Below are 17,126 nucleotides of genomic sequence, written 5' to 3'. Positions count from 1 at the left end.
ATTTATTAGTATTCACCAGAATATCTGAGCATCTGATGTGAATAGGTTTCAGTGTAATCTAATACAATATCCTTAATATTTCCATCAGCATCATATTGAGGTTTCATCCATGGATTAATGAATCCCTTATATGGAGCGATATTGAGTGACGCATATCTATCCAGTACTTCACGATGAAGATTCTGATTGAGCTTGATACCATATTTCTCTACAAGGCTCTTTGCCGCATCGAAATCGCCTTCACTCTTTATTCTCTGAATTTCATGAAGTTCCTGAGCAAAGATATTTCGTAACGCCTCATAGTCTTTGATTTCAACATAATGCTTACCATCACGTTCCACAATGCTAACAACGCGATTATCCTTATCCAAGTCAAGAGCCCAGTTTGCTATAAGAGCACGATTTCTCATGTGAGCCTCTTCAATATCAGAACCAAGACTAATACGCACCGACTGAGTAAGCAGACCATTCTGCATATAAGTATAATACTGGCTTTTATAAGCCTCTTTGTTTGGTACGAGTCCAAGCTCTATCAATTTATCATCAGCGATATAATAAAGTCCGAACAAATCTGCCCTAGCCTCCTCTATCGTATTTCCATAAGCCTTTAGTGCATCAGGATCTGTACCTTGGCGCAATCTTCCGCTACCATGTCCAAGACATTCGTGAAGGTCGGTATGTAAGTCATCACATATATCACCATATTTCTCAATCAAATCGTTTGTAGCCTTATCAATAACAAACTCCGACATGAAACCATTTCCATGAGCAGCCTTGCTATAAGCTTCGGTAAGATTACAGATAGTGATACTTTTTGATCCATGCTCCGCCCTAATCCAATCTGCATTAGGAAGATTGATGCCTATAGCAGACGCTGGATATTCATCACCGCCAAGCATTGCAGCACAAATAACGTTTGCTGTAACACCCTTTACCTTAGGTTTGCGGAATTCTGGTGCTACAGGAGAATAATCCTCAAACCACTGAGCATTATCACTAATGGATTTAGTACGCTTAGTAGCCTCAATGTTTTTATATTCTACAATACCTTCCCAAGAGCCTTTTAGACCAAGCGGATCACCATACACCTCAATGAAACCATTGATAAAGTCAACCATGCCATCCTGCTCTTTCAACCATTCAATAGAATATTCATCGAATATTCTTAAATCTCCTGTTTTATAATATTTTATGAGCGTTGATATAACCTTTTTCTGCTGATCGTTCTCTGCATATTCTGAAGCCTTACTAAGCCAATGAATTATATTGCATATCTTATCACCATACAAAGAATCAGCTTTACAAAGTAATTCTTTAATCTCTCCATTCTGCTTCACTAGCTTTGTGTTAAGTCCGTAAGATACAGGATGCTTATCATCTGAATCCTTCAACTTAGCATAGAACTGTTCAACTTCGTTTTGGTTGACTCCCTCATAATAATTGCAAGCAGATGTTTCAATCAAATCAGCACCATCAGCCTGATTAACTCTTTTAGACATAAAGTCTGCATCAAAGATTACTGGCAGAATATCTTTAAGAAGAGTCTCTCTGTCTTCGTCTGAATTTATGCCTAACTGTGAATCAGAAAGAGACTTAAAGGCATTAACAAAAAAGTCACGGGTAAACTCAGGAACGAATTTATTACATCCATAATGATGATGAATTCCACTTGAAAACCAGACACGCTTCAAATACACAACAAGAGACTTGAACTCTTCATCATCTCTATTGCCTGCATAGTTGATATATATAGACTCAAGAACTTTTCTTATTTTCAAGTTATATTTTCCGAATTGCTGGAATGTTATATCACGTCCGGCAAGAGTAGCTTTGGAAAGATAGTATATATATATTTTTTGTTTTAATGATAAATCTTCAAATCCTGAAAGCTTATATCTCAACATTTGCAAATCTGCAAATCTTTCATCATTATAATTCATTTTATTAATCACCTATTTAATTATAATCATTATTAACTCAAAAAAGTCCGCAGGAAAAGTTATTAACCCTTACCTGCGGACTCATTATTCAATTATTTTCTTCGCATTAATCTTTTGCGGAAGACTTTGCTTTGTTTTTAGAACCTGGCTTACGTCCACGTTTTTTAGGTTCTTCCAACAAAGTTGGATGCTGTTTAAGATGGAGCAGCTTGTAGTCTCTTGGAGTGCATCCATTCAACTTGAAAAAAGATGCATAGAAAGACTGTCTGTTTGAAAAGCCGACCATATCTGAAATATCTTCCATATTCAAATCTTTAAATCTTCTATCAACGAGCAGAGTCATAGCTTCTTCTATCCTATACTTATTGACAAAAGATGTATAGTTCATGTGAAATCTCACATTTACAACCGCAGAGATATAGCGAGTATTTGTTCCCAACTCCTCAGCCAATTTCTTGGCAGAGTAATCTTTATCCTTGTATTTTTTCTGAATCAGAATAATATCAAGAATCTTCTCTTTAAACTCATCCATGAGCCCGGGGCTAACAAGCGTGCGATAAGCAGCCTCTTTCTCCTTTTTCTCGGTAATGTTATATTTTGCCATAATTATTTAGATTAATTACCTCCTTTACATGTTGCAAATTTAAATATAAATAATTAATAAATCAAGTTTTAGTGCAACTTTTTTACAAAAAAAGCATTATCTTTGTTGAAATTTTAACTTTTATGGGTATTAAGGACATCTTAAAGAAGTATTTCGGGTATGATTTTTTTAGACCAAATCAACTAGAAATAATAAATAATATAATTTCAAGTAAAGACACCGTTGTTTTGATGCCTACAGGGGGTGGTAAGAGTCTATGTTACCAAGTTCCCGCACTGGCAATGAAAGGCACCGCCATTGTGGTTTCACCACTTATAAGTTTGATGCACGACCAAGTTGAGGCTCTTAAGGCAAACGGTATTCCGGCAGAAGCTTTGAACAGCGGAAATGACGAAAGTGAAGACGTGATTATCAGGCGAAGATGCATAAGCGGTGACCTTAAACTAATTTATGTTTCACCCGAACGTCTTATATCAGAAATTCCATATCTGTTTGCAAACATAGAAATAAGTCTGTTTGCAATTGATGAGGCTCATTGCATAAGCCAGTGGGGGCATGACTTCAGACCCGAATATAACCAACTTGGAATATTGCATGAGAAATTTCCAAATGTACCGGTTATGGCACTCACCGCTACTGCTGACAAGATAACTAGACTTGACATAATTAAGCAACTAAACTTAAGGGTTTCAGAGAAAGATATATTCATCAGTAGTTTTGACAGACCTAACCTATCACTAGACGTAAAGAGAAACTTTAACAAAAGACAGAAAACTAACTATATAGAGTCCTTTATAACTGGACATTCAAACCAAGCTGGAATCATATACTGCATGGCAAGAAAGACGACAGAAAGTCTTGCAACAGACTTACAAAAGATGGGTATTGAAGCGCAGCCATACCATGCCGGACTGAGCAATGATGAGCGAAACAGAATACAGAATCTATTTAAAATGGATCAAATTCAGGTTATCTGCGCAACCGTTGCTTTTGGTATGGGTATTGACAAAAGCAACGTGAGATGGGTAATACATTATAACCTACCAAAATCCATTGAGAGTTTTTATCAGGAAATCGGTCGTGCAGGAAGAGATGGTGCGCCAGCAGAAACGATTCTTTTCTACAGCATGGCTGACATAATAACTCTTAGAAAGTTTGCCCACGATAGCGGTCAGCAGCGCATAAACGAGGAAAAGCTTACCCGTATGCAGGAATATGCCGAAAGCCAAGTTTGCAGACGCAGAATTCTACTAAACTATTTTGGTGAACCAGCCGATCACGATTGTAATAATTGTGATGTTTGCAGTCATCCACCTAAGAAGTTTGACGGCACCACTACCATTCAAAAAGCACTTAGTGCAATAGTGAGAACCAACGAACAGGTACATGTAGGTACAGTCATTGAGATTTTAAGAGGCATGAACACTACAAGTGTATTGCGTAATGGTTACAATGCGATTAAAACTTACGGTGTGGGGAAAGACTTAAGCGTTTCTACATGGCAGGATTTTCTTTTGCAGATGCTTCAAATGGGATTCATCGAGATTGCCTACAACGACCATAACAAAGTGAAAATCACCACTTTAGGGAAAGATATCTTGTATGGACGTGAAAAGGCTTCTCTAATTATACCTCAACAAGAAACAACAAAATCACAAAATACAAAATCAACAGCAAAACGCAATAAGATTCCAGAATTGCACGTTTCTTTAATAAACAAAGCCTACATTGTTGAACCAGAAGATATTCAATTATATGAGGCTTTGAAGAAAGTGAGAAAAACACTTGCCGACTCACAAGGCTTCCCGGCTTATATTGTCATGTCAGACAAGGTGTTACATGCAATAGCGACCATTAAGCCTAAGAATATTGAGGAATTTGGCAACATACCAGGTATAGGTGAATACAAGAAAATTAAATACGGAAAAGTTTTTATAGACAAAATCAATAACAAAAAATAAAATATGAAAAAAATTCTTACACTGTTTTTTATCGTTATTTTTACAATACCGTCGTTGGCCCGTAAAAATTTCTACACTATTATAGTATCTTTAGATGGTTGTAGATGGGACTATCCTGAATTCTACGACACACCTTTTATTAATTATATGGCAGAAAAAGGGGTAAAATCAGGACTCATACCATCATATCCCTCAAAGACATTTCCTAATCATTATACATTGGCAACTGGTCTTTATCCTGACCATCATGGAATTATTGCCAATTCATTTGTAAATAGAAAAGACGGAGAAGTTTTCTCTTTGAGTAACCCTAAAACAAAGACTGACAGCAAATACTATAAAGGTGAACCAGTATGGATTACAGCGAAGAAACAAGGTAAAAAAGTATATACATACCATTGGCCAGGCTCTGACGTGAAACTTAAAGACGGATACCCTGACGTATTTTTCAACTACGACACCAATCATCTTTCTGTATCTGAAAGAATAACCCTCGCCTCACAGGCTATAAACAGTAAACAAGCACCAGATTTGATCATGGTTTACTTTGAGGAACCAGACCATAGCGGACACAATTTCGGACCACAGGATCCAAATACAAAGAACGCACTACGCAATATGGATGGAATGCTTCAAGACCTTTGGGACAATGTACAGAACGGCCCACGCAAAGACAGCGTAAACCTTATTGTGGTGTCTGACCACGGAATGACTCTTGTAACTCCAGAGAGAAAAATTGAATGCCGCAAATATCTAAAGCCATATTGGTATGAGCGCATTGAAGGAAACCTACCAGCACAGATATACTGCAAGAAGCAATATATTGATTCTGTGTATAATGCACTAAAGGACATACCTCATCAGCGAGTTTGGCGCAGAAATGAAATACCAGCTTATCTGCACTATGACAGCAACAAGAACATTGGCGACGTTGTTGTATCACCTGATGAAGGTTGGCTTGTATACGACCAAACGGTTACAACAGGAGGTATGCACGGATATGATCCGGAATATAGCGACATGCATGCAATATTCCGCGCAATGGGACCAGATTTTAAGAAAACAGAAATTCCACATTTCCATAATGTTGACATATATGATTTGTTATGTCATCTGCTGAAAATATCTCCAGCAAAGAATGACGGAAATCTTGAAGATATAAAAAGTATATTGAAAAATTAGGAACTACTGAATTACGTAAACCTTTACGCATGTTTTTTATGTAAATAAAGACCATCGTAAAGGTTTATTTGCTATCTTTGCAACACAATTAAAAATGAGTAAAATAAAAACAAAATAAATAGGAAACTAATCATGAAAGAATTAAAAGCTTTGAACAAGCGTACCGCTCCTAAGAGCGTCATGCCTGAGAAAATTATTCAGTTTGGTGAAGGCAACTTTTTGCGTGCATTTGTAGATTGGATTATTTGGAATACCAACCAGAAAACAGACTTCAATGGTAGCGTTGTCGTTGTTCAACCTATTGAAAGAGGTATGGTAGACTGGCTCAACGGACAGGATTGCCTTTATCACGTTAACCTTCAAGGTAAGGAAAACGGACAGCCTGTAAACACACTTGAGCGCATTGACGTTATCAGCAGAGCACTAAACCCTTACACTCAGAATCAGGCTTTTATGGCTCTTTCCGAGCAGCCAGAAATTCGCTTTGTTATCTCAAATACCACAGAGGCTGGTATTGCTTATGATGACACATGCAAATTCACAGATGCTCCTGCATCAAGCTATCCTGGCAAATTGGTTCAATTGCTATATCATCGTTATAAGACTTTCAACGGTGATCCTACAAAGGGATTGATTTTAATGCCTTGTGAACTTATATTCCTTAACGGTCATCACTTGAAGGAATGTATTGAAAAGTATATTGAACTTTGGAAAGAAGATCTTGGTGCTGATTATGCAGACTTCAAGGCTTGGTTTGAAAAATACAACTATGTTTGCGCAACTCTTGTAGACCGTATTGTTCCAGGTTTCCCTCGCGATACCATCAATGAGATACAGCAGAAAATTTCTTATAAAGATAATCTCGTTGTTAAGGCTGAGAGCTTCCATTTGTGGGTTATCGAGAAAGCAGAGAATATGACCGTAGAACAGTTAAAGAATGAATTCCCAGCTGACAAAGCCGGACTTCACGTTCTTATCACTGATGACGAGAAACCATATCACGCTCGTAAGGTTACATTGCTTAATGGTCCTCACACTGTATTATCTCCTGTTACATTCCTAAGCGGAGTAAACATTGTACGCGACGCATGTGAGCATCCTGTATTGGGCAAGTATATACATAAGGTTCAGTTTGATGAACTAATGCAGACTCTTGACCTCCCAATGGATGAACTTCAGAAGTTCGCTGGTGATGTACTTGAGAGATTTGAGAATCCATTTGTGGACCATCAGGTAACAAGTATCATGCTTAACTCTTTCCCTAAGTTTGAGACTCGTGATCTTCCTGGAGTAAAGATTTACTTACAGCGTAAGGGTGAACTTCCACAGGGACTTGTATTTGGTCTTGCAGCTATCATTACATATTATAAGGGTGGCAAGCGCGAAGACGGTACTGCAATCGTTCCTAACGATGATCAGAAGATTATGGATAAGTTGGCAGAGCTTTGGGCTACAAACGATACTAAGAAGATTGCAGAAGGTGTTCTTGCATTCGATTACGTTTGGCATGAAGACCTGAACAAGACGGTTCCAGGACTTGCAGAACTAGTAAAGAAAGATCTTGACCTGATTCAGGAAAAAGGAATGCTTGAAGCAGTTAAGACTATTCTTTAAAACAGAAATAAAGCAATTAGGTGAAAAGATTTTTTCACCTAATTGCTTTTTATAATATAATGGCATAAACAAAACTTATGGACCAATTCATTATACAATCTTTGAAAGAATACGCAGAACGATACGAAACAGAAACGTTCTTATTTGAAGACCCGTCTATATTCATGCACAAAGTACAAGGTGAACGCAATCAAGAGCTTATAGGCTTTATTGCTGCCGAACTAAGTTATGGTAGAAGAGATCTGTTTTTTCCAAAGATTCAGTATATAATTGATTGTTCACATGGTGATGTTGAGAAATGGATTCTTTCCAATGATTTCTGCAAAGATATTCCCGATAAAAACAATTGCTATTATCGCTTATATACAAACAAAATCATCAATACTCTTATCAGACGCATAAAAAGTCTGCTTGAAGAATATGGATCATTACGTCAGTTTGCCGTAAATAACACAAAAGATAACAACGCGCTTACACTTATAGAAGCGTTCACAAAATACTTTAATACTAATGAAGTATCACACGTTATCCCTAAAGACACAAAATCAAGTTGCAAGCGATTGTGTATGTTTTTGCGCTGGATGGTGAGAAATTCATCACCTGTTGATTTAGGCTTGTGGAGCGACATCGTTGACAAGCGCACGCTCATCATGCCAATGGATGTACACGTGATTCAGGAAGCCGTTAGACTTGGCCTGATGACTAGCAAAAGCGCAAGTATGAAGTCAGCACAGAAACTTACAAACATAATGCTTGATATTTTTCCTGAAGATCCATTGAAAGGTGACTTTGCACTATTCGGATATGGAGTAAACCATTAATAAGCTGGCTTACCCCAATATTAATTAATAAACTCTAAGAGAATCCCCCACTCTGATTTGGTAATCAGGTGTAAGATCGTTTTTCTTGTATAGGCTCTTTAGCTTCATGCCATAGAACTGAGCTATGCTATACATGCTTTCTCCTGGTCTAACAATATGCGGACGTCTCTTATATTCCTTATCAGCTTTAGATCGTTTTTTCTTCAGATAAACGACTTCTCCTTCCTGAAGTATGTCACGCTTATTGCGTTCATTGTATCTAGCAATCTTTCTATATGAGATATCAATCTCTTCGCCTATACTCTTGAAGGTATCACCCTTGCGTGCCTTTATATAATAGTTTTTGTTGTAGATATAGATAGGATGAAGAACCATACCACCACGACCATGAGAACTTTCTATGCCATGTTTTGCCATAAACCTATCATAAGAACTGGCAGTATCATATTGATATAATTTATAAAGTTCGATTATGCCAATAAGTTTTGGTGCATATTGCGGATTCGTTGCATAGCCGCATTCCTTTAGTCCATAAGCCCATCCACGATAATCAGTTCTGTCTAATGAGAACAGACGACTATATCTAACATTATTTTTGAGAAACTTGCTATGATCTTCATAACTCTGCAAAGCATTATCGTAAGCACGGAAACATTCATTCACAGCATCATCATTAGTATAAACGGAAGCTCCTAACCAGTCATGGCATTTAATACCAAAATGATTGTTGCCATTTACAGTCAAAGAGCTCCTTCCAGCAGAACTCTCAAATACACCCTGCGCCAGAGTTATACTTGCTGGAATATTATATTTCAGCATTTCCTCTATAGCAAGGTCCTTATATTGGTTAATGTATGACTGATATGCTGAATTCCACTTCATCTGCGCCACACCATTTATGGAATAGATGAAAAGGATGAGCAACAAAACGTTTAATTTCCTCATAATAATATGTATATTCTACAAAATTACGAAATATCATAAAAAATACAAAAAAAAACGGTAGCTTTAATAATTATTAGTAATTTTGCTTTATGTTTGACATGACAAAATTAATAATAGCTTTTGGGTCTAACTTTGAGCCGCAGATAAATATTGCAAAAGCAAAACAACAGCTTTCGTCTGTTTTTGAGACGACTGAATTTTCATCTGAAATATGGACGGATCCAATTAATATAAAGTCTGAAAAATTCATAAACTGTATCGCCATTGCCGAAACATCATTTGATTTAAACTCTGTGTTATCCTCTCTTAAGGATATCGAAGATTTATGTGGCAACACAATTGAAAAGCGCAAATGCGGTAAAGTAATTATGGATGTCGATATATTAAAGTATGGTAACACTATCCTGCACAACGATGATTGGAAAAGACCATATATAATACAATTACTTAAAGAACTTAACATCAACATAAAATGAAAAAAAACATATTATTGCTTTTTGCATTTGCTTTTTGTATTCATTCTTATTCACAGAAATTTGATGAATACTTCAATGATAGTACATTGCGTATAGACTATATCTTCTCTGGAGACGCAAAACAACAGCACATAAGCATTGACAAGCTAAACTGTTCTCCACGTTGGTATGGAAAACGAAACAAACTTTCTGAAATACCTGTTGAAGGTAACGGACAGATTACCGTACGTGATCATAAATCACATAAAACAATATACAAGAACTCTTTCTCAACTTTATTTCAGGAATGGCTTTCTTACGATGAAGCAAAGACGACAAGTAAGAGTTTTCAAAATGTTTTCATCGTGCCGATGCCAAAAGATACTGTTGACATCACTGTTGATTTAAGAAACAACAGACGAGAGATAATGTCAACCTTCACGCATCAGGTAGTTCCTACAGATATATTGATACGAAAAATAGGATTCAAGGATCGCACAAAATTTATAAATATTCTGCAACCAGAAGATACATCTAACTGTATTCACATTGCTTATGTAGCTGAAGGTTACAGGAATAGCGAAATGAAAACATTTGTAGATGATGTGAATAAAGCTGTAGAATCATTATTCTATTACGAACCATTTAAAAGTTTGAAATCAAAATTCAGCATCGTTGCTGTTGAAGCTCCTTCTATAGAAAGCGGTACTAGTGAACCAGGTAAAGGAATATGGAAGAAGACCGCACTTAGCAGTCATTTTGATACATTTTACAGTGAAAGGTATTTGACTACACTAAATCTTGAAGACCTGCATGATTGGCTCGCAGGAATTCCTTACGAGCACATCATAGTACTAGTTAACTCTTCACGTTATGGTGGTGGTGGCGTTCTTAATTCATATAATCTCACTACCGCTCACAATCCACGTACTAAACCAGTTGTAGTGCATGAATTCGGACATAGCTTTGCAGGACTTGGTGATGAATATGGATATGATTTTGAACTTATTCCTATGTACCCTAAAGATGTAGAACCGTGGGAACCGAACCTCACTACCCTAACTGATTTTCATGGAAAATGGGAAGATATGATTTCACATAAAACGAAGATTCCTACACCTATAAACGAAAAGACTAAAAAGCAGGTAGGAGTATTTGAAGGTGGTGGATATGCCGTGAAAGGTGTGTATCGTCCTATGTTCGACTGTAGAATGAGAACAAACGAATATCCTGAATTCTGCCCTGTTTGCCGCCGTGCAATTACCAGAATTATTAATTTCTATACAGAAAAATAAATATAAAGTAAAAATAAAAAAGTCTGTCGTATAATATATTACGGCAGACTTTTTTTTATTGTTATTTCTTATTTGTGACCATGTTTATGAAATACTCATGAACAAATGTCGATTCATTTAGTTCTGGATGAAAAGACGTAACCAATTGGTTTCTCTCTCTGGCAGCAACAATGTGATTATCAACATTCGACAATACTTCGACATCTTTGCCCACACCTTTTATATATGGTGCCCGAATAAAAGTCATCGGAATCTTATTGCCGGCAAACATATCTTCAGTATAAAAACTTCCAAGCTGTCTACCATACGCATTTCTGCAGACATTAATATCCATTGTTGAAATTCTGTCAAAGTCTTCATTTTCAACCGTCTTAGCTAATAATATAAGACCGGCACATGTTCCAAATACTGGCAGTCCGCTCTCTATATCATTCTTTATCGGTTCAAGGAGTTCCAGTTCATTAAGCAACTTAAACTGTGTAGTACTTTCACCTCCGGGAATAATCAGTCCGTCCTTTTCACGTGACCAGTCCTTTATGTTACGGATTTCAAAGCTGTCTACACCTATTTTGTTCAAGATGCGTTCATGCTCTATAAAAGCTCCTTGTAATGCAAGAACACCTATTTTCATTATTTACCGCGTTCTGCCATCAGGAGTTTTATTTCCTGTTCATTTATACCAACCATTGCTTCACCTAAGTCACAGCTTAATTCAGCCAACATCTTTGGATCGTTGTAGTTGGTTACAGCCTTTACAATTGCAGCGGCACGCTTTGCAGGGTTTCCACTCTTAAAGATTCCACTTCCTACAAACACACCTTCAGCGCCAAGCTGCATCATTAACGCAGCATCAGCAGGAGTTGCAACACCACCAGCAGCAAAATTCACAACAGGCAATTTACCATTATCATGAACAAACTTAACTAGTTCGTAAGGTACCTGTAATTGCTTAGCAGCCTCAAACAGTTCATCTTCGCTAGTAGCTGTGAGATTACGCATTTCTTTCTGAATCTGACGCATGTGTGTCACAGCCTGAACTACATCACCAGTTCCCGGCTCGCCTTTAGTTCTTATCATTGTGGCACCTTCAGAAATACGTCTCAGGGCTTCGCCCAAATTCTTTGCTCCACAAACAAATGGAACGTCAAACTTAGTCTTATCTATATGATATACATTATCAGCAGGTGAAAGAACTTCACTCTCATCAATATAATCAATTTCTATTGCTTGAAGAATCTGGGCTTCGGCAACATGTCCTATTCTGCACTTAGCCATTACTGGGATTGAAACAGCTTCCTGAATACCCTTAACCATCTTTGGATCGCTCATTCTTGACACACCACCAGCTGCTCTAATATCAGCAGGTATTCTTTCAAGTGCCATAACAGCACATGCACCAGCTGCCTCTGCAATCTTGGCCTGTTCAGGAGTTGTAACATCCATGATAACACCACCCTTTAGCATCTGAGCCAAATTGCGATTTAATTCTTGTCTCTTTTCATTCATAATCTTTATATATTTTTTCTATAATCACTAGGTGATTCTCCCTTCATCTTACGGAAGAATTTTGCAAAATGTGCCTGACTCAAGAATCCAAATTCATAAGCCACCTGCTGTATAGTGTCTGTAGAAGTCTTTAACTTGGCACAAATCTTATCAATAAGAAAATCATCAATAATAGTCTTTGGTGATTTATCAGCTATCTTTTTACAGACCTGTGCGAGATATCTACTGCTTACATTCAGGCAATCAGCATAAAATGCAACATCACTATTTGATGTATGATACTGTTCTATGTAATCCAAAAAATCATTATAAAGTTCACTACTTCTACCCTTCAAATCACTTGTAATAACCTGTTGCTGATTAACGTAATTCTTTGCTTTAGAGATAGAATCCTCAATAGAAAAACCTTTACTTAGATACAGTGATACGGCACTTGAGAATGTATTTGCCATACCATGCATGCCATTATCATCCAAGAAATATACATTAGCTTCTTTGTTGTCACCAACAACAACATCAAAATCTTTTTTACGTATGATAATCAGCGAACATAATGGCAAAAGTTTCTGACGAATACTTTCTATGACTTCAGTAGTCATCAATTTTTCACCAAGACTGGAATAAACTATCGGGTCATATACAACATACTTTGGTCCATACTTAACTATTGCTTCAACAACAGCTTGCAACGTGCTGTTATTCCTTATCATACCAACTTTGATTACATCTAATTTGATATCATTAATAATAGCTTCTATCTGCCCAGAAACTATTGTTCCGGGAACATCATAAAATTGCTGAATACCCAAAGTATTCTGAACAGTTATGGAAGTAATAGCCGAAAGCGCATAGCCGCCCAGAGCAGATATGGTTTTAATATCAGCCTGAACACCGGAACCTCCTGTGCTGTCACTACCAGTAATGGTCAAAATGGTATATTTCTCCATATAATAATATGATTACATTGCAAAGTAAACTAAAAATTATGACATAAAAAAATGATGTTCCCCTTTTGACAAAGAAAACATCATTTTGTATAAACTTCTTTATTGCACAACTTTAAAGCGAATTCTAAATGTATGAGTCATCTCATCCCAATTAGTGCCTAAAAGTTCAAACCTTCCTATCTGTGATGTTGACCTTACGTGCTTGCCTATACAAGGACATGCATCATAATCACCAATTCTCACAATACGAAGCATTTCTGATGCATCCTCTGGTAATCTGTCGATCTGTATATCATCAGGAATATGATATCTGTCCACATATTCATATCTGATATCAATGTCTTCATCAATCAGCATATTCATCTTGCGTTCTATCTCATGTTCTTCCTGACGTGAAGGCTTATGATCCAGAACATAGCTGATCTTACTCTTTTTGCGTTCAATGTGGGCATTTCTGCTTCTTTCACATCGAAACATGCGAATCATCAACTGGTTAAGCAGATGTTCAGCAGTATGAGCAGGAGGAAATTCATCCTTGTTATGCTCATTGAATATATAGTCATTATTATTCATCTTCGTACTGAATTTATATACTCTGCCACCATAGGCAGGAACTTTTATGGATATCGCCCCATCTCGCTTGAAGTCTGCCAATATACTTTCGTCAGAAAACAAATCAAACAGCATAAATTTTCTTTCGGGGATTTTGCAGAAATCAAAAGCATGTGAAGGAATTACAACATCCGTGAGTATTTCCTGAGAAGAGAAGTTTGCTACAACAAGAATTACAGTGTCATCCTTACTGCGCAGAAACGCAAACTCGCGTCGTGTATTAAATGTAGGTCTGTTTGGATTAACATACATCAAATCAAAGAAATCACCTTCACGCATAGCATCCTCACTATTCGCAATAAGCAACAAATGCCTATACGATATAGCCAATTGCTTTTCAGCAGCCGTCATCAATCTGCGATCAGAATATCCACGGCTCAATGTATCTGGTGCCCAGTAATCAAAGATAGATGTTCTTCCGTCTTTTCCACTGAAGCCTTCCTTGTCCATACCTTTCTCGCCAAATTCCTGTCCGCTATAAAGCATGAAAGGATTACTACGCATCAGTATGCTCACCATAGCTGCAGGAACAGCCTTATACCCATCACCGGCATAATAATCACTGGCTATTCTCTGTTCGTCATGATTTTCAAGGAAATAAAGCAAATGATCGTGTATATCATCAGTATTCTGCCACTCATAAGTAAGAGCTGAAGCAGGGCGTTCATCCCTAATGATAGATCTTAAACAGTCATACATTCCTACCTTATCGTACAGATAGTCAAAGCCATTAGCTATATAAGTGCGATAAAGGTTTGTATCATACACCTCACCGATAAAAATAACTTTAGGATATTTCTTCTTTACTATATTTATTGAATAGTTCCAAAATTCAGTAGGAACCATTTCAGCCATATCGCATCTGAAACCGTCAACGCCTTTTGAAGCCCAAAACAATAGTATATCTGTCATCTTAACCCAAGTATTTGGAATTGGATTGAAATGGCGACTGCGCCCTCCAGCGTCACAATAGTCTATACCATAGTTCAGTTTAATGGTTTCATACCAGTCGTTTACATAAGGTTTAGATGTAAACTTATCATTTCCGGTAGCTTTTGCGGGATTTTCAACATAGTTAGTAGCTACAGAAACATCACTCAAATCCAATGACTGACCGTCACAATAATAGAAATTATTGTTAGTCGAAAAATTAATCGTTACGTCATCATCTTCTCCTAGGTCACGTATTCCTAAAGGCTTACATATCGACTTATACTCGCGTGCAACATGATTCGGCACAAAGTCCATTATAACTTTCATGCCCGCATTGTGCGTTCGCTTAATCAAATTTTCCCATTCAGACATTCTTTTGTCAACATCCTGAGCCAAGTCAGGATCCACATCATAATAGTCTGTTATCGCATAAGGAGAACCGGCCTTTCCTTTTACTATTTCAGGATGCTGAACAGGAATACCGTATGAAGAATAATCAGTCTGTGTAGCATGGCGAATGACACCTGTAAACCAAATATGGTTAAATCCCATATTATGTATTCGCTTTAATACAGACTCATCAAAATAATTAAACTTCCCACAACCATTTTCGGCAATCGTGCCGAATTCTTTTAGAACTCTATTACGATTGCCGAAAAGTCTGGGAAGTACCTGATATATTGTTATCTTATCCTTCATTATGCAATGCCATGCGCACTAACATTTTTATCGATGCGTCCAATCATGCCCTGAAGAGCCTTACCTGGACCACACTCAGTAAAATCAGTAGCACCGGCAGCAATCATAGCTTGTACACTTGAAGTCCATCTTACTGAACTTGTCAACTGTGCGATAAGATTACTCTTTATTTCTTCTGAATCAGAGTGAGACTTGCCATCAACATTCTGATAAACAGGACATTTAGGTGCTTTGAATGTTGTTGCTTCAATAGCAGCCTGAAGTTCGTCCTTTGCTGGTTGCATAAGTGGTGAGTGGAAAGCTCCACCAACCTTTAGAGGGAGAGCACGCTTTGCGCCAGCTTCCTTCAACTTCTCGCATGCAATATTAATTGCGTCCATGTTACCAGAAATAACAAGCTGACCTGGGCAGTTGTAGTTTGCAGCAACAACGATGTTACCTTCTGTGCTTACCTCGCTGCATATTTCTTCAACCTTTTCGTCTGGCAAACCGATAATAGCAGCCATAGTTCCAGGATTAGCCTCACATGCTTTCTGCATTGCATTTGCACGTGCTGCAACAAGCTTCAAACCATCTTCAAAACTCAATGCACCTGCTGCAACAAGAGCTGAAAATTCACCTAGTGAATGACCTGCAACCATTTCTGGTTTAAAGTCTTCGCCCATGCACAAAGCAGAGATTACGCTGTGCAAGAATACAGCTGGCTGTGTAACATTAGTTTGCTTTAGGTCTTCATCAGTACCAGCAAACATTGTATCGGTAATTTTAAAGCCTAGAATTTCATCAGCTTTATCGAAAAGTTCTTTTGCAAGAGAATTATTATCATATAGGTCTTTGCCCATACCTACAAACTGAGATCCCTGACCAGGGAATACAAATGCTTTCATTATTTTCTTAGTTTAATTATAATTATATATATGTTCTGCAAAATTACAAAAAAAAACGCAAAGCAAGAACTATATAATAAAAAAATGGTTCTTAACTACCTTTGTAATAATTAATTTGGCATAAAGCACAAAAAATCCCAAAAGCAATATAGCTTTCGGGATTTATATAAATTTGCTTTACAGTGCAATAGTATATTACTACAATATTATTCTGCGGCAGCTTCCTCAGCCTTAGGAGCTTCCTGTGCAGGAGCCTCTTTAGCAGCTTTAGGAGCGTTCTCTGAAACAACAGTTACAGGAACTTTGATTTCAACTTCCTTGTGGAAGTGAATAGTTGCCTCAAACTCACCAACTTTCTTGATGTCGTGCATTGTGATGATCTTACGATCAACTTCAATACCCTTCTTTGCAAGCTCGTCAGCTACGGTTGCAGTAGTTACAGAACCATAAAGAGCACCTGTAGTACTAACCTTAGCAGCGATAACAAGAGCAACGCTATTCAAAGCCTCACCCTTCTTTACTGCTTCAGCCTTGATAGCTGCAATCTTATGTGCCTGCTGTCTCAAGTCCTCTGCAAGCATTTTCTTTGCAGAAGCAGAAGCGATAATAGCTTTACCTGTTGGGATAAGATAGTTACGACCGTAACCACTCTTTACATTTAAAATATCGTTCTTGTATCCAAGACCGATGATATCTTCTTTAAGTATAATCTCCATATTGTCTAT

Annotated in this window: 15 protein-coding genes; 6 read left to right on the top strand and 9 right to left on the bottom strand. The window is 37.4% G+C overall.

The window, feature by feature from the left end; all coding sequences use genetic code 11:
- Positions 1 to 5 precede the first annotated feature (5 nt).
- Together B045_RS0112515 and B045_RS0112510 are read right to left on the bottom strand one after the other, a co-directional pair.
- Positions 6 to 1,940 (bottom strand): dipeptidyl-peptidase 3 family protein, encoded by a 1,935-nt coding sequence (locus tag B045_RS0112515; protein ID WP_025883313.1) that lies wholly within the window; start codon positions 1,938 to 1,940, stop codon positions 6 to 8.
- A gap of 106 nt (positions 1,941 to 2,046) precedes the next feature.
- Positions 2,047 to 2,544 carry a helix-turn-helix domain-containing protein gene (locus B045_RS0112510; RefSeq protein ID WP_018464603.1) on the bottom strand — a complete coding sequence of 166 codons (498 nt, stop codon included), beginning with the start codon at positions 2,542 to 2,544 and terminating at the stop codon, positions 2,047 to 2,049.
- 122 nt (positions 2,545 to 2,666) lie between these two features.
- Between B045_RS0112510 and recQ the strand changes: the two genes are divergently transcribed.
- The 4 genes from recQ (at position 2,667) to B045_RS0112490 (ending at position 8,122) form a co-directional block, all read left to right on the top strand.
- Positions 2,667 to 4,505 carry a DNA helicase RecQ gene (recQ, locus tag B045_RS0112505; RefSeq protein ID WP_018464602.1) on the top strand — a complete coding sequence of 613 codons (1,839 nt, stop codon included), beginning with the start codon at positions 2,667 to 2,669 and terminating at the stop codon, positions 4,503 to 4,505.
- Between the two features lie 3 nt (positions 4,506 to 4,508).
- The gene (locus tag B045_RS0112500) at positions 4,509 to 5,687 is read left to right on the top strand and encodes an alkaline phosphatase family protein (protein WP_018464601.1); all 1,179 of its coding nucleotides are present in this window, start codon (positions 4,509 to 4,511) and stop codon (positions 5,685 to 5,687) included.
- A 132-nt stretch (positions 5,688 to 5,819) separates the two neighbouring features.
- The gene (locus B045_RS0112495) at positions 5,820 to 7,301 is read left to right on the top strand and encodes a tagaturonate reductase (RefSeq protein ID WP_025883309.1); all 1,482 of its coding nucleotides are present in this window, start codon (positions 5,820 to 5,822) and stop codon (positions 7,299 to 7,301) included.
- Between the two features lie 77 nt (positions 7,302 to 7,378).
- A complete protein-coding gene (locus B045_RS0112490; RefSeq protein WP_018464599.1) occupies positions 7,379 to 8,122 on the top strand; it encodes a TIGR02757 family protein in 744 nt (247 codons plus the stop codon).
- A 24-nt stretch (positions 8,123 to 8,146) separates the two neighbouring features.
- Here the strand turns inward: B045_RS0112490 and B045_RS0112485 are convergent, their stop codons facing one another.
- Positions 8,147 to 9,067, bottom strand: coding sequence for a glucosaminidase domain-containing protein (locus B045_RS0112485; protein ID WP_018464598.1), 921 nt, complete (start codon positions 9,065 to 9,067; stop codon positions 8,147 to 8,149).
- 98 nt (positions 9,068 to 9,165) lie between these two features.
- Between B045_RS0112485 and B045_RS0112480 the strand changes: the two genes are divergently transcribed.
- Both B045_RS0112480 and B045_RS0112475 read left to right on the top strand, forming a co-directional pair.
- Positions 9,166 to 9,543, top strand: coding sequence for a 2-amino-4-hydroxy-6-hydroxymethyldihydropteridine diphosphokinase (locus tag B045_RS0112480; RefSeq protein ID WP_162163155.1), 378 nt, complete (start codon positions 9,166 to 9,168; stop codon positions 9,541 to 9,543).
- Positions 9,540 to 10,817, top strand: coding sequence for a M64 family metallopeptidase (locus B045_RS0112475; protein ID WP_018464596.1), 1,278 nt, complete (start codon positions 9,540 to 9,542; stop codon positions 10,815 to 10,817). The genes B045_RS0112480 and B045_RS0112475 overlap by 4 nt, the downstream gene beginning before the upstream one ends.
- A gap of 61 nt (positions 10,818 to 10,878) precedes the next feature.
- Here the strand turns inward: B045_RS0112475 and pdxT are convergent, their stop codons facing one another.
- The 6 genes from pdxT to rplI all read right to left on the bottom strand — a co-directional run bounded on the left by pdxT (position 10,879) and on the right by rplI (position 17,117).
- Entirely contained in the window at positions 10,879 to 11,448 is a 570-nt protein-coding gene (gene pdxT / locus B045_RS0112470; protein ID WP_018464595.1) for a pyridoxal 5'-phosphate synthase glutaminase subunit PdxT, read from the bottom strand.
- Positions 11,448 to 12,323, bottom strand: a complete 876-nt coding sequence (gene pdxS / locus B045_RS0112465; protein WP_018464594.1) for a pyridoxal 5'-phosphate synthase lyase subunit PdxS — start codon at positions 12,321 to 12,323, stop codon at positions 11,448 to 11,450. Before pdxS ends, pdxT begins: the two co-directional genes overlap by 1 nt.
- 5 nt (positions 12,324 to 12,328) lie before the next feature.
- Positions 12,329 to 13,270, bottom strand: coding sequence for a hydroxymethylpyrimidine/phosphomethylpyrimidine kinase (locus B045_RS0112460; RefSeq protein WP_018464593.1), 942 nt, complete (start codon positions 13,268 to 13,270; stop codon positions 12,329 to 12,331).
- Between the two features lie 99 nt (positions 13,271 to 13,369).
- Positions 13,370 to 15,514, bottom strand: coding sequence for an alpha-amylase family glycosyl hydrolase (locus B045_RS14720; protein ID WP_018464592.1), 2,145 nt, complete (start codon positions 15,512 to 15,514; stop codon positions 13,370 to 13,372).
- Complete coding sequence (gene fabD / locus B045_RS0112450; protein WP_018464591.1) at positions 15,514 to 16,401, bottom strand: ACP S-malonyltransferase; 888 nt, start codon at positions 16,399 to 16,401, stop codon at positions 15,514 to 15,516. Before fabD ends, B045_RS14720 begins: the two co-directional genes overlap by 1 nt.
- Positions 16,402 to 16,607: 206 nt before the next feature.
- Positions 16,608 to 17,117: a 50S ribosomal protein L9 gene (gene rplI, locus B045_RS0112445; protein ID WP_018464590.1), complete on the bottom strand. Its 510-nt coding sequence runs from the start codon at positions 17,115 to 17,117 to the stop codon at positions 16,608 to 16,610.
- Positions 17,118 to 17,126: the final 9 nt, after the last annotated feature.

The sequence above is a fragment of the Segatella paludivivens DSM 17968 = JCM 13650 genome (assembly GCF_000373185.1).
Taxonomy (GTDB): domain Bacteria; phylum Bacteroidota; class Bacteroidia; order Bacteroidales; family Bacteroidaceae; genus Prevotella; species Prevotella paludivivens.
The sequence above is the reverse complement of the archived record's forward strand: the minus strand, read 5'-3'. Positions and strand labels throughout refer to the sequence as shown.